General features: G+C 65.0%; 11 protein-coding genes and 1 pseudogene. 6 read left to right on the top strand and 6 right to left on the bottom strand.

Going from position 1 to position 13,525, the window contains the following annotated elements; translation table 11 throughout:
- Positions 1 to 245 precede the first annotated feature (245 nt).
- The 3 genes and pseudogenes from TVNIR_RS05075 to ftsH all read right to left on the bottom strand — a co-directional run.
- Positions 246 to 701 (bottom strand): annotated as a pseudogene (locus TVNIR_RS05075) (cation transporting ATPase C-terminal domain-containing protein); the annotation flags it as partial.
- Between the two features lie 304 nt (positions 702 to 1,005).
- Positions 1,006 to 2,244 carry an MFS transporter gene (locus TVNIR_RS05070; RefSeq protein WP_015257912.1) on the bottom strand — a complete coding sequence of 413 codons (1,239 nt, stop codon included), beginning with the start codon at positions 2,242 to 2,244 and terminating at the stop codon, positions 1,006 to 1,008.
- 225 nt (positions 2,245 to 2,469) lie between these two features.
- Positions 2,470 to 4,464, bottom strand: a complete 1,995-nt coding sequence (gene ftsH / locus TVNIR_RS05065; RefSeq protein WP_157092195.1) for an ATP-dependent zinc metalloprotease FtsH — start codon at positions 4,462 to 4,464, stop codon at positions 2,470 to 2,472.
- Between the two features lie 475 nt (positions 4,465 to 4,939).
- Between ftsH and TVNIR_RS20475 the strand changes: the two genes are divergently transcribed.
- Positions 4,940 to 5,191, top strand: a complete 252-nt coding sequence (locus TVNIR_RS20475) for a hypothetical protein (protein WP_052316612.1) — start codon at positions 4,940 to 4,942, stop codon at positions 5,189 to 5,191.
- Positions 5,192 to 5,831: 640 nt separating this feature from the next.
- On the opposite strand, the gene TVNIR_RS05055 is transcribed toward TVNIR_RS20475, so the two are convergent.
- Positions 5,832 to 6,032: a dodecin family protein gene (locus TVNIR_RS05055; protein WP_015257910.1), complete on the bottom strand. Its 201-nt coding sequence runs from the start codon at positions 6,030 to 6,032 to the stop codon at positions 5,832 to 5,834.
- Positions 6,033 to 6,332: 300 nt separating this feature from the next.
- Positions 6,333 to 6,698, bottom strand: a complete 366-nt coding sequence (locus tag TVNIR_RS05050; protein ID WP_015257909.1) for a DUF1622 domain-containing protein — start codon at positions 6,696 to 6,698, stop codon at positions 6,333 to 6,335.
- Positions 6,699 to 6,883: 185 nt separating this feature from the next.
- Here TVNIR_RS05050 and TVNIR_RS05045 point away from each other — a divergent pair, with 185 nt between their 5' ends.
- The gene (locus TVNIR_RS05045) at positions 6,884 to 7,987 is read left to right on the top strand and encodes a zinc-binding metallopeptidase family protein (protein ID WP_015257908.1); all 1,104 of its coding nucleotides are present in this window, start codon (positions 6,884 to 6,886) and stop codon (positions 7,985 to 7,987) included.
- A gap of 133 nt (positions 7,988 to 8,120) precedes the next feature.
- On the opposite strand, the gene TVNIR_RS05040 is transcribed toward TVNIR_RS05045, so the two are convergent.
- The gene (locus tag TVNIR_RS05040; RefSeq protein WP_006748047.1) at positions 8,121 to 8,612 is read right to left on the bottom strand and encodes a DsrE family protein; all 492 of its coding nucleotides are present in this window, start codon (positions 8,610 to 8,612) and stop codon (positions 8,121 to 8,123) included.
- Positions 8,613 to 8,830: 218 nt separating this feature from the next.
- Here TVNIR_RS05040 and TVNIR_RS05035 point away from each other — a divergent pair, with 218 nt between their 5' ends.
- The 4 genes from TVNIR_RS05035 to TVNIR_RS05020 are packed head-to-tail and all read left to right on the top strand — an operon-like array spanning position 8,831 to position 13,486.
- Positions 8,831 to 10,861 (top strand): site-specific recombinase, encoded by a 2,031-nt coding sequence (locus TVNIR_RS05035; RefSeq protein ID WP_015257907.1) that lies wholly within the window; start codon positions 8,831 to 8,833, stop codon positions 10,859 to 10,861.
- Positions 10,862 to 10,874: 13 nt separating this feature from the next.
- Positions 10,875 to 11,258 (top strand): DUF6394 family protein, encoded by a 384-nt coding sequence (locus TVNIR_RS05030; RefSeq protein WP_006748045.1) that lies wholly within the window; start codon positions 10,875 to 10,877, stop codon positions 11,256 to 11,258.
- Positions 11,259 to 11,265: 7 nt separating this feature from the next.
- Entirely contained in the window at positions 11,266 to 12,993 is a 1,728-nt protein-coding gene (locus tag TVNIR_RS05025) for an NAD-binding protein (protein WP_015257906.1), read from the top strand.
- Between the two features lie 22 nt (positions 12,994 to 13,015).
- A complete protein-coding gene (locus TVNIR_RS05020) occupies positions 13,016 to 13,486 on the top strand; it encodes a CopD family protein (protein ID WP_015257905.1) in 471 nt (156 codons plus the stop codon).
- Positions 13,487 to 13,525: the final 39 nt, after the last annotated feature.

Genomic DNA, 13,525 nt, shown 5'->3' with positions numbered 1-13,525 from the left:
TCCGTTGAACATCTCTGAGATGCCCCGCAACCTCGGGACGGCTATCTGCCGATCGCGGATCACGGGCTGATCGGCGATGGTGCGAGGACCGGCACGCCACCGCGCTGTCAGTGGCGCGGCAACAGCCCGCACGGCGGTTGGCTCCCGAATCCAGTGGGCGAGACACCCCTGACCCTGCGCACCTTCCTTCCACTGCTGAACTTCACGCGAGCCATCGCAGTTAGAGGCCCGCCGTGTGACCCGAGTCAGGCTGCGTCTACCTTGTTCACGGCCCCATCCCGCTGGCGCCGTCGAACCAAGGCCTTCTCGGCCTCGACCACCACGAACACCACAAGCCCGAAGGCGATACAACGCATCCACGCCTGTGCGTCCAGCGGCTCGGTCCCGAACACGACGTTCATGAACGGTGCATAGGTGAACAGCAGCTGCAGCACGATTGCAATGCCGATCAACAGCAAGGCGACGCGGTCACCGAACAGCCCGTTCAGTGTGTACGACGGTGCGCAGAAGAAGCGGGCGCTCAGCAGGTAGAAGATCTCGCCTACCACCAGGACGTTCACCGCAAGGGTACGTGCAAACTCGAGCGTACTGTCGGCACGCGCCTGCTCCTGCTGGAACAGCAGACCCGTGCCGAGCAGCAGCAGGCCACCGACGACGACCACGCGCCACAGCATGAAGCCCGTCAGCAGCGGCTCGTCGGTGCGCCGGAGCCGACGCTACCGCCGGCAGCCCCTCGGGAATCGAGGCGACCGCGATTGTCACCACCGCCAGCAGCATCTCGCCCCAATCGCGGCCCCAGACCAGCACACCGACAAGGAAGGCGCCGCCTGAGAATAATATATCTGTGATTTATGGCGTGAAAATACGCCGCCCGAGAATCGTATGTCTCTGATTTATAATCGTAGTTTCATCCTTCGGGGTGCCTCGCGGCCGAGGGCATGAGAGTTAGACCGGTAGTTGACCCCCTCTGTCAGGGCTTGGACGCACGCGTCCCAGTTCTCGCGGTCAGGAGTCGTCCTCCAGGCTGCCGCGCCAGGCGAGGTGAACCGTGTAGACGCCAACCAACACCGAGGCCAGGCCGGAAATCACGAAAATGTGGCCGGGTTTGGCACCCAGCGGCCCGGTGAGGATCCAGAACAGCACGGGTGCCACGAGCATCGCGGAAAAGGCCAGGAAGTTGCTTGCGGCGATGAAACGGGCGCGCCTCCTCGCGGGACTTTCATTCTGGAGGTAGGCGGAGATCGGCACGATAAAGAAACCCGCGCCGATTCCTAGCAGAAAGGAGAGGACCAGAGTAGCGGCATAGCTGTCGCCCGCGAGGAAAAGGAGGACGCTGAACACGCCCGCGGCAAGCATCCCCGCGGGCACGTGCCGCATCTCGATCCGGCCACCGGCCAGGTGGCCTGCGAGGATGCTGCCGACGCCGATGCCCACGGCCAAGAGCGTGAGGATGATGCCAGTGCGCATCTCGCCCACCTGCAGCTGCAGCTCGGCGAACATCGGTACGTTAAGCTGGTACAGGGTCCCAAGTGCCCAGAACCAGGCAATACCCGTCACGACCAGGAACAGCACGCGGAAACGACGTATTTCCCCGATGGCCGCCGCAACATCGGCGAATGCATTCAGACGGAAGGGGGCCGGATCACCCCCGGCCCTGGTATGGGGCACAAACAGGCTCGACACCAGACCCACAAGGGAGAGGAGCACGATCACCGTCGCAGGAATCCACAGCGCGTCTCGGGCCCATTCCATGATGAATCCAGCGAGCGCGGTCCCCAGGATGATCGCGAGGAAGGTCCACAGCTGCATGTGGCCATTGGCCCTCGAGAGCTCCTCCTCGCGCACGATCTCCGGGAGGATTCCGAACTTCACCGGACTAAAGAACGTGCTCTGCAGCCCCATCAGGAACAGGGCGACGAAAAGACCCGGCATATGGTGCAGCGTCAGCATCAGGGCCGCGGTCATCAACACCACGGCCTCGGCCACCCGGGTGCCGACAATGACGGCCTTCTTGCTGAATCGGTCCCCGACGTATCCCGCATACGGCGAAAACAGCACGAAAGGAAGCAGGAAGATGAAGCCGATCAGGCTGTAGTAGAACGTCCCATTCCCGTCGGCGACGTATACGCGCAGTGCGAGGAAGATGAACACAAGGCGGAAGAAATTGTCGTTCAGGGCATTGATGAACACCGTGATCATCAATGCCGCGAAACCGTTTGTCCTGATGTCCGAAGAGCCGGCCATGCAGTAGGTCCTCATCAGGCATGCGGTTACCGAAACCGGGCGGGATCCACCGGCGGGTCATCAATCATACGGCACCCCTGCCCGGTCCACCCCGGTTCCCTTTCCTGCCCAGAGGCATGCGCCCTCTCGGGATGATCACGGGGTACTCGTCGCCAGGGCCTGACAGAGGTCACAGCGCTTTGCTGGTTCGACCACCGCCCAGACGTCGGGGCGCCGCGAAAAAATTCACGCCTGGCCTTCCTGCACCTTGCCCTTCAGGATCTCGCGGATCCCCTCCACCTCCAGGGTTTCCTGCTCCTTCAGGGCCTCGGCAAGCGTTTCGAGCGCCCCACGGTGTTTCTCCAGCGTCTCCCGCGCGCTGGCCTCGATGTCACCCAGCAGTTTTCTGATCTCCTCGTCGATCGCGGCTGCGGTGGACTCACTGTGCTCGCGCTCATGGCCGAGTTCCCGACCGAGAAAGACCTCCTGTTGGTGCTGGGGAAACGACACGGGACCGATGCGCTCGCTCATACCCCAGTGCGCAACCATTCTTCGCGCCAGGCGCGTGGCCTCGCGGAGGTCGTTTTCCGCTCCATTGCTCACCTCGTTGAAGACGATCGATTCCGCCAGCCGCCCGCCGAACATCACTGCGATCTTGGCGCGCAGATAGGACTCGCTGAAGTTGTACCGTTCCTCCTCTGGCACCTGGGCCGTCACCCCGAGGGCGCGCCCGCGGGGGATCACGGTGACCTTTTCGAGCGCATCGGCCTTGGGCAGCAGGTACGCCAGAAGAGCGTGTCCCGACTCGTGGTACGCAACGATCTGGCGATCCCGATCCGACAGTCCGTGCTCGCGGGTTTCACCGACAAGGATGCGGTCCCGGGCATCGGAGAAACAGGCCCAGTCCACCTGCTTCAGCCCTCTGCGCCCGGCGAACAGCGCCGCCTCATTGGCGAGGTTGCGAAGTTCCGCACCCGAGAAGCCGATGGTTCCCGCGGCAAGGCGGTCGAGGTCCACGTCATCGGCAAGCGGGATCGACTTCGTGTGCACCTTCAGGATATCCCGGCGCGCCTCCCGGTGCGGGTTCTCCAGGGTAATCTTGCGATCGAAACGGCCGGGCCGGAGCAAGGCCTTGTCCAACACGTCCGGCCGGTTGGTCGCGGCGAGCACGACCACGGACTCATCGCCCTCGAAACCGTCCATTTCCGACAGGATCTGGTTCAGCGTCTGCTCCCGTTCATCGTGTCCGCCGCCCATGCCAGCGCCGCGGGAACGCCCGATGGCGTCGAGCTCGTCGATGAAAACCACCGACGGCGCCTCCTCCTTGGCTCGCCGGAACAGGTCCCGAACCCGGGAGGCCCCCATACCCACGAACATCTCGATGAACTCGGAACCGGTGATGTTGAAAAACGGAACACCGGCCTCACCCGCCACCGCCCGGGCGAGCAGCGTCTTGCCGGTGCCGGGTGGGCCCATCATCAGGATTCCGCGCGGAATCTGCGCCCCGAGCTCCTTGAAATGAGAGGGGTTCTTCAGGAATTCCACCACCTCAATGATTTCCTTCTTCGCGTTCTCGGATCCGGCCACGTCATCCATGCGGGTGTCGCTATCCTCGCTGTGTACCCGTTTCGCGGTGGACTTCCCGAATCCGAACGGACCACCGCCCCCGGCCATCGCCCGCTGCTGCACGCGGCCCCAGAACCACACCAGCAGCGCCAGCAGCAGCAGAAATGGCAACGCACGAACCAGCATCTGCTGCCACCACGGCGGTTCCACGGGTTCCGCTGCGATATCGATGTCGAATTCCTGCAGCTCTTGCAGCAAGGCCTCGCCCGCCAATTCGGGACGAACCGTCTCGAACGAGCCGGGTTCGTCCACCTCCAGCGCTTCGCGGCCGGCCTCCGTCAGTCGGCCCCGCACATCCTGCCCGCGCAGGGTCACTTCCCGAACGTGCCCTTCCTCGATCGCGCGTAGAAACTCGCTGTAGGTCAGGACCGTGTGGTGGGGCTGCTCGCGCTCGTCGATCCAGTGCAAAACCAGGAGAATCGCGAGCGACAACCAGACGAAGATCAGCCATTTCTCCCATACGCCGTTGCGGGTACCCTTGCCATCCCCGGCGCCCCCGATCCAACCGCGCCCCCGACCGCCTTTCGATTCCTCTCGTGAGTCTCGCTCGCGTCCCTGATTCATCGTGGTGGGTTTCCTCCCGCGGCCCCTATAGGGGATTGTTCCTATACTCATAGGTCAATCGTCATTCCGCCATGTTCCATTCTCCTCCGGATCGGACCCGCGCGTTCATCCGGCTCTCGGGCCCCGGGTGCTCGGCCAGCTGTCGCAACTTGCCTGCGTGGGAATGATCCCGACGCCGATCAGGCCCGGCACCGGGATGGCGGCCATGGGATCCGAGAGATCAGGGGACACCGGTGCTCTCCGGCTGGTCCCGCCACAAGAGAAATGCACCATGCCCCAACTGATCCTGCTGCGGCACGGAGAGAGTTCCTGGAATCGCTCCAACCTCTTCACCGGCTGGAACCGACGTCGACCTGACCGATACCGGCAGCCAGCAGGCGGCCGATGCCGCCGCAGCTCGACCCGAAGGATCCCCGTTTTCCCGGGCACGATCCGCGGTATGCGGAGGTACCGCGAAAGTGGCTGCCGCGCGGCGAGAGCCTGGAGGACACCGTGTCACGCATGAAACCGGCGTGGGAGGGGCCCCGTGGTGCAGGCCCTGAAGAAGGGCCACACGCCGCTGGTGTCGGCACACGGCAACTCGATCCAGGGCATGGTGAAGATGCTGGACGGGATCGCGGACGCGGCCATCCCCCACGTGGAGATCCCGGTTGGCGTACCGCTCGTCTACGACCTCGACCAAGAATTGCGGCCGAGGTCGAGCCGTTATATCGGCAACCTGCCGAACGGTGCAGAGTTACCGTGCGACATTGCCCGCCGTATGGAAGCGGCTGAGTGATCCGGTTCGGGGTCGGGGGGTCGGGGGGCTCGGGCCGGTGCTCCATTTTCGGGACGCCGTCCATCACCGTGATCGTTCTTGTCGGCATGGGGCGAGTCACGCCACTTGGAAATCATCGAACCTTCGAAATCCCGGAGACGTTCCCTCGCCTTCGCAAGGCACTGCTCCACTAGATAGAACCCCTTTCCCTTCACTTCGTCAAAGCTCAGGAGCTCATGGAGCTGATAGTCGGCGTCGATCTCGACCTTCCCTCATCTTTAGCATGTTGAACGGATCGGCACCGATGATGAAAACGTTCTGTGCCACATCGACTCCTGAAGGTGTGATGTCATGCAGTAGCGGCTACTGTGTGCCGGAGGGTCTAGCTGCGGCCGCGGGATTGCGCTGGATCCTGATCGAATACGGCGCCTCAAGGCTTGATTACTGCGAATATCCGAGTTTGCCGAGCAACATCCACGGCATCCGCGTCCCTCGGTTCAGCGCCAGAGTGCCGTAGCGGCCCTGACCCGGCCGCTACACAGGCGGGTCTGGTTCTCGATCTCAGGGTCCACGAATCTTGTCGACCGTCACACCCATCGGCGCCCGCACGGGGCCGTCGGCCGTCCCGTCGCGGCTTTCCGGCCGGAGCCATGGCCGCCCGTCAGTCGAGTACGAAGGTTACCTTCAAATCGACCCGGTAGCTGGTGATCTTGCCGCTCTCCACCCGGACCTTCTGCTCCTTGACCCAGGCACCACGGATTCCGTGCAGGGTCTCGGACGCTCGCTCGATTCCCTGGCGGATCGCATCTTCGAAGCTCTCGGTGGATTCCGCCGTGATCTCCGTCACCTTTGCTACAGTCATGGTCGTTCTCCTCTTCTCGCTGGCACTCTTGAACGCCGGAATGCGTCAGCCACGTCTATCGCGCAGCTCCGGACGTATCCAGGCCGAGTGACGGGGCATGGTTCCATCCCGACACCGCGAACGACGGTTGGCGTGCGCAGCGGTCGACCCAGCCTCTTGACCCGATACTCACTGGAATATAGTGGGGTTATGGGCGTCCAGCCACCGGCGTCCAGCCACCGGCCGGGGCGTGTGCTTTCCCTGGAAAAGGCGTGTGGTCGACCCGTGTGGGCGGATGCCGGCAACGGTGCCATCCGATGTTCAGGCGCGGGGCCGGTCTGCCGGCGGCTGCCACGGCCACCGGCCCTCGATCTCGAGGAAGAGCGAGAAACTGAGCACGATTCGCAGGAAAATGATGATGGCTAGGCTCCCCAACGCCTCGAGGGTCTGATCGACCACCACCGTCCGAATGATATCGCCGGCGATCAGGAATTCCAGACCCACCAGGATCGAACGCCCCAGACCCACCCGGAATTCGTGGTAGGCGTGCCCGCGTTCGTCATCGATCCAGCATTGACGCAGAAACCGGCCGATCGCGATGACACTCCCGATCACGATCACCAGGACGCCGATGCCCTCCAGCGTCCAGCCGATGGCCCCCACAGTGGTCTTGAAATGTTCCAGCATGGCCCGCTAGTGGTGCTCCGTATCGCCTCGCCGCCAGCCGATTGTCGCATCCGGACAGGCGCCGTTGCACGCGCCGGCACCGCGGCCCGGCAGGAGATCGCACACGTCGACCTGCCCCGGGGCCGTGATACTGTGTCTGCGGACCGTCGTTAGCGGTCCGCGCACCTCCCGGAGGACATGAAGCCATGCAACTCTATCGCTGCCAGTCCTGCGGCCACCGCCTGTACTTCGAAAACGTCGTCTGCACACGCTGCGGACGCCCGCTGGGCTTTCTGCCGGACCGTCTTGAGATCTCCGCCCTTGAGCCGGAGGGCGGCAACGTCTTCACCGCGCTGGCGGCACCGCCGGGCGGACCGCGTTACCGGCTGTGTGCCAATTCCGCCGACTACGGGGTCTGCAACTGGATGGTGCCGGAGCACGAGCAGGATGCCCGGTGCGCCTCCTGCCGCCTCAACCGCACGATTCCGAATCTGGACATCGCTGGCAACAAGAACCTGTGGCAGACACTGGAATCCCAGAAACGGCGCCTGGTCTACAGCCTGATCCGGCTCGGTCTTCCGGTGCAGCCGAAGTACCGGGATCCCGCGGGGCTCGCGTTCGACTTTCTCGCCGACAGCGAGCCCAGTTTCCGCGAGACCGGCGCGGTTATGACCGGCCATGCCAACGGCTTGATCACCCTCAATATCGCGGAGGCGGATCCGGTCACGCGCGAGCGGATGCGTCGGGACATGGCAGAGCCGTACCGGACGATCCTCGGACATTTCCGGCACGAATCCGGCCATTACTATTGGGACCGGCTGGTCCGGGATACCCACTGGCTAGGTGAGGTACGGGCCGTGTTCGGAGACGAGACCATGGATTACACGCAGGCACTGGAAACCCACCACGCACGGGGCGCCCGCGCGGATTGGCAGCAGCGCCATGTCAGTGCGTATGCCAGCAGTCATCCCTGGGAGGACTGGGCCGAAACCTGGGCACACTACCTGCATATCGTCGACACGCTGGACACGGCGCGGCACTTCGGCGTGACCGTCGGTAACGGCCTGGACGAGACCGGGTCACCGCAGACAGCGCCGGCCTTCGACGCCTACGCGCCGGGCGACTTCGCGCCGATTCTCGAGCATTGGCTGCCGCTGGCCTTCGCGCTCAACAACCTGAACCGAAGCATGGGCCACGCCGATGCCTACCCGTTCGTCCTCGCCCCTCTCGCGATCGAGAAGCTGAAACTGGTGCACCGCATCGTTCAGGATCCACTAACTGTCATGGCCAGCGGCCACCCTGCAACATGAAAGGGCGAGCCACGGAAAGCACGGACAGATACCAACAGGGTTGGATCCGTTTCATCTTCCGTGGTTTCCGTGTTCTTCCGTGGCTGTCATTAAAGCCGGAACGCCCCCGCGCAGGTCGGATCGCAGACCCCGATCAGCGCATGAACACATGCCCTTCCTCCTGCTGCAGCCGAATGATCTCCGCGTCGGCCATCGGCACCACGCGCACGAAGCCGTGCATGTCCTCCGGCTCGAAGCCTCGCGCGCGCGCCGCTGCGCGGCATATCCGGAACTCGATCGGTCCCGCCTGCGTCAGGCTCTGCGCGCGGCGCATCAGCTCCCCGTACTCGCCGTAGTTCTCGATACCGAAAAAGCGGATCTCGTCGCCGTGCAGCACCAGCACGATCGAGGCATCGAACGGATCGGCCTCGTAGACATTGTTCAGAAAGCTGACCCGGTCGAGAATCCGCTCGAATCGATCGGGGTCACCCTCGGCCACGTCGTACACGACCTTCTGGGGTGCGTACTCGATCGCTTCGGCACTCGCCTGGCCCCAGGGCGCCTGCCCCTCGCCGGCCTGCAGAGAGGGGGTCCCCAGCCCCAGTACCAGCATCGTTCCCAGAAACCAGCGTGTTGCCTGCCACATAGCGTCCTCCTGCGTGTTGGGTTGCTCGGTCCCCCGCCACGGGCCCGCGAATGCCACGACACATGGTCTGCACCGGACCCCGGTTCCCTGGCGTGTGGGTACAGCCTGTCGACGCCGCAACGAATCCCCGCATTCCCGATCCTGGTCCGGCGCGGCGGCACCTATAATCAGACTACCCGCCCAGCCGATCGCAGGCTTCTGCAACCACGACGAGGATCATGGATACCACGACCGCGGATTCCGTGCTGGCCAGGCTCGCCGATGACGAGGGCAGGGATCTCGCCGACACCCTCCGGCTGCTGGTGGACTGGCTGCGCCCTGCGCCGCACCAGCGCCACCTCGCAGCCCCGGTAATCGCGCGGATCGAGGAGCTCGTGGTCGCCCTGCGCGCGGATCCCGGACGGCGCCAAGTGCTGCGCGAACGCCTCGAGCAGGGTCTGGAATCAGCCCGACACCTGACCCTCTACACGGGCATCGGCCTGTTCTCCCGTCGCGGTTTCCTGCGAGAACTCGTCGAGCGGATGTACGAGCGGGTGAACCCCAGGCCGATGGAGCGCCGCGACCTGAAGGACGTGCTCGCGTATGTGTTTCACCAGCCCAGCGACGCGGACTGGGTGTCCGCGCTTCCCGACGATGCCTGGTGGCGGCTGTTCGAGGCACTTGGCTGCGGCGCGGAAGAGCATCCGGTCGTGCTCCAGCGAGCGCGTGACGAGATCCTCTACGCCCTCGAGATGCTCTCGATGTGGATCGCCGCGGAGGAACTGGAGCCCGAGCTGCTGCGTCTCGATCCGTCGATCGCCGAACGCAACTCCGCGTTCGTGGCACAGCAGCGGGAACTCGGCCGTTTCATCGAGGCGTACCGCGCCTGGCTCACCGACCCCTCGCTGGCACGCCACGACGACCGCCATGCCCGGGTGCTACTCGACCAGTGTCGGGAACAGATCGCCCGCCTGCGCCGCCGTGCAGTCACCCGCGGCAGCAGCGTCTCGCTGACTCACTTGCTCGAGCGGCTGGATCAGACGCTCGCACGCATCGAACGGCTGCTGGACATGCTCGACCCGAGCGACCCGACGGCTGCCCGCAGCGCCTGGGCGACCCTGTTCCGGGAATTGGTCGCCGCCAACACCCGCCGCTACAGCGTGCGCACCCTGTGGCAGGAAAACATCGGTCTGCTCTCGCGCAGCGTGACCCAGCGGGCCAGCGAGACCGGCGAGCACTACATCACCCAGAACCGCGCCGAGTACCTGGAGATGTTCCGTTCGGGCGCAGGCGCGGGCCTGATCATCGCGCTGATGGCGCTGATCAAGATCCAGGTCGAGGCGCTCGATCTCGCCGCCGGGGCCCAAACCTTCTGGGTCAGCATGAACTACGGCCTGGGATTCGTTCTGATTCACATCCTGCATTTCACGGTCGCCACCAAGCAGCCGGCGATGACCGCCGCGCGCCTCGCCGCCGCGATCGAAGAAAGCGACCGCGGCACCGCCAGCCCGGCGAAGCTGGCCGACCTGCTGATCCAGGTGGGCCGCTCGCAGTTCATCGCGGTGCTGGGGAACGTGAGCATCGCATTGCCGGTGGCGGTTCTGGTCGGGTGGCTCTACGCCCTGGCACTGGGATCGCCCGTGCTGACACCCCAGGGCGTCGAATACCAGCTCCATCAATTGAGTCCCGTGGCCGGTCTCGCCCTGTTCCATGCGGCAATCGCGGGGGTATGGCTGTTCGTCGCCGGCCTGATCTCGGGATTCTTCGACAACCGCTGCGCCTACCTGGAACTCCCCGATCGACTGCGCGGCCATCCGCTGCTGCGCCGGCTCCTGTCCGAGCGCAGGCGCGACCGCCTGGCCAACTTCGTGGCGCACAACTATGGCGCGCTGTTCGGCAACTTCTTGTTCGGGGTGCTGCTCGGCGTAACCGGCTACATCGGCTACCTGCTCAGCCTGCCTCTGGACATCCGCCACGTCGCATTCGCCTCGGCGAACCTGGGCTATGCCACCGCAGTGCAGATGCCGGGTGTGTTCGAATGGCTGTTCTATCTGGTGCTGGTGCTGCTGATCGGTGCGGTGAACCTCTGGGTCAGCTTCGGGCTCGCGCTGTATGTCGCGCTGAAGGCCCGCGGCACCCGCATTGGCGCACTGGACCGGGTGCTGAAGGCCTACGCGCGTCGCATCCGCGAACGCCCGCGGGAATTCCTGCTGCCGCCGGCCCAGGTGCGGGAAGCGAGCGACGCGTCGGGGAAAGACCGCCAGGACTGAAACGGGAGCCATCATGAACCTCGAGAAGGTGATTTTCGGATTCTTCATCATTCTGGCGCTGACGCTGAATTTCGGCTTCGTGCTGGGCGAGATCGACAACCCCGCACACCACAACGTCTACGAGCTGTTTGCCGCGATCGTGGTGAATCTCGTCGCCACGCTGCTCAAGTTCGGCGACCGCACGCAGACCGGTGCGCTGCTGCTGGCGACATCGCTGGTGGCGATCCTGCAGCTCTTCGCGGCCGCGGTCGTTTGGGGCTACGCGGTGAACATCAGCGCCACCGGCCTCGACGCGATGATGATGGCCAGCATCGTCTCGCTGGCCGCGGGCGCGATGATCGCGAATGTCATCTCGGTCGTGTTGCTGATCGCAGACACCATCGTGCTGCGCCGCTGAGCCCGCCATGGACAAGGTGCTGTCGTTGTTCCTGCGGCGGATGCGCGCGCCGCTGCTCGCGCTCACCGCGGCCTACAGCATCTCGGTCACGGGACTGGTGCTGATCCCGGGAATCGACGATCAGGGAGAGCCCTGGCGCATGGACTTCTTCCATGCGTTCTACTTCGTCAGCTACATGGCCACCACCATCGGCTTCGGCGAGATTCCGCATGCCTTCAGCGAAGCGCAGCGGATGTGGACCACGGTCACCGTCTACCTCTCGGTGATCGCCTGGCTGTACGCGATCGGGAAAATCCTGACCCTGGTGCAGGATCCGACCTTCAAGCTCGCCGTCTCGCAGCAGACCTTCGACCGCAGCATCCGCCGACTGCGCGAACCATTTTTCATCGTCTGCGGGTACGGCGACACCGGATCGCTGCTGGTCCGGGCACTGCTGCGCCGGCGCAAGCGCGTGGTGGTGATCGACCGCAACCCGGACTGCCTCAACGACCTCGCGCTTTCGGACACCGACATCTTCGTCCCAGGCCTGATCGCCGACGCCAGCGTGTCAGCCCGGCTGCAGTCGGCGGGGCTTTCCAATCCACTCTGCCAGGGCGTGGTCGCGCTCACCGACAGCGATGAGGCGAACCTGAAGATCGCGATCACGGTAAAGCTGCTGAATCCCATGCTGCCGGTGATCTGCCGCGCGGAAAGCGCCGACACCGAGCGGAACATGCAGTCCTTCGGCACCGACCAGGTGATCAACCCCTTCCACACCTTCGGAGACCGGCTGGCGCTGGCACTGCACTCCCCGGCGCATCATTTGCTGCATCAGTGGCTCAGCAGCGTACCGGGCAGCGATCTGCCGATGCCGCTGTATCCGCCGCGCGGGCGCTGGATCCTCTGCGGCTTCGGCCGCTTCGGCAAGGCGGTGCACGCGGGACTCTCCGGGGAGCAGGTCGAAGTGGTCGTGGTGGAGGCGGACCACGAAGGCACCGGCTGCGCCGAGGACTGTGTGCAGGGGCGCGGCACCGAAGCCGAGACCCTGCGTGAGGCCGGAGTGGCAAGCGCCGCCGGCATCGTTGCCGGCACCAACAGCGATACCAACAACCTGTCGATCCTGATGACCGCGCGCGATCTGAGCCCCGAGCTGTTCATGGTCGGCCGCCAGAATTCCGACGGCAACGGGGCGCTGTTTGCCGCGGCCGAGCTCGACCTGGTGATGCGGCACAGCGAGACCATCGCCGAGGCGATCCTGTCGCACCTGACCTCGCCGCTGCTGCCGCTGTTTCTGCGCCGATCGCGAGATCAGGACAGCGACTGGGCGAACGAACTGATCAGCCGAATCGGCGCCGTCACCGGTGAAAGAGTACCGGCGGTCTGGGCGGTGCGCCTGGACCGGGACACGGCTCCGGCACTGCTGGAACGGCTGCGGACGGCGCCGGTCACGCTGGGCGAATTGCTGTCCCACCCGCACCAGCGCGAGCGCCGCCTGCCCTGCCTGGCGCTGATGCTGCGCCGGGGCGCGGACCGGCAGCCGCTGCTGGCGCCCCAAGACAGCGAGACCCTCGGCGAAGACGATGAAATCCTGTTCTGCGGCCGCGGCGAGTCGGCGGCCCGCATCGCCCGCGAACTCCAGGACCCGCATGCTCTCGAATTCCTGCTGACCGGCCGTGACCGCCCACAGGGCTGGCTATGGCGCCGTCTGGGCAGTACCCCAAGGCCCGGGGCGGGTGGTACCTTACCGCCTTCCTGAATCAACCTGGGAGTTATCCGAGATGTCCAGCGTACTCATCAGCGTGATGGTCGGCCTGCACGCCCTGTCGGCCGCCGTCTGGGTCGGCGGCATGTTTTTCGCCTACATGGCGGTACGCCCGGCAGCCGCCAAGCTGCTCGCGGTACCGGAGCGCACCACGCTCTGGCAGAACAGCTTCGCCCGGTTCTTCCCCTGGGTATGGGGCATCGTCGTGATCCTGCTGGCGACCGGCTTCTGGTTGATTTTCGGGGTGTACGGCGGCATGGGGAATGTCGGCGCCCATGTGCACTGGATGCTGCTGCTCGGACTGGTGATGATGGCGATCTTCGCCCATATCTACTTCGCTCCGTACCGGCGCATGCGCAAGGCCATCGCCGCGCAGGACTGGCCCGAGGCCGGGCGCCGGCTCGGGCAGATCCGGATGTTCATCGGGATCAACCTGGTGCTCGGCCTGATCACCATCGCGCTGGGCACCGGCGGGCGGTACTGGTAGCGCCCACCACGCCTGGCGGCGGATCCGTCAGGGCTCGCA

This window comes from Thioalkalivibrio nitratireducens DSM 14787, from assembly GCF_000321415.2.
GTDB lineage: Bacteria > Pseudomonadota > Gammaproteobacteria > Ectothiorhodospirales > Ectothiorhodospiraceae > Thioalkalivibrio > Thioalkalivibrio nitratireducens.
The sequence above is the reverse complement of the archived record's forward strand: the minus strand, read 5'-3'. Positions and strand labels throughout refer to the sequence as shown.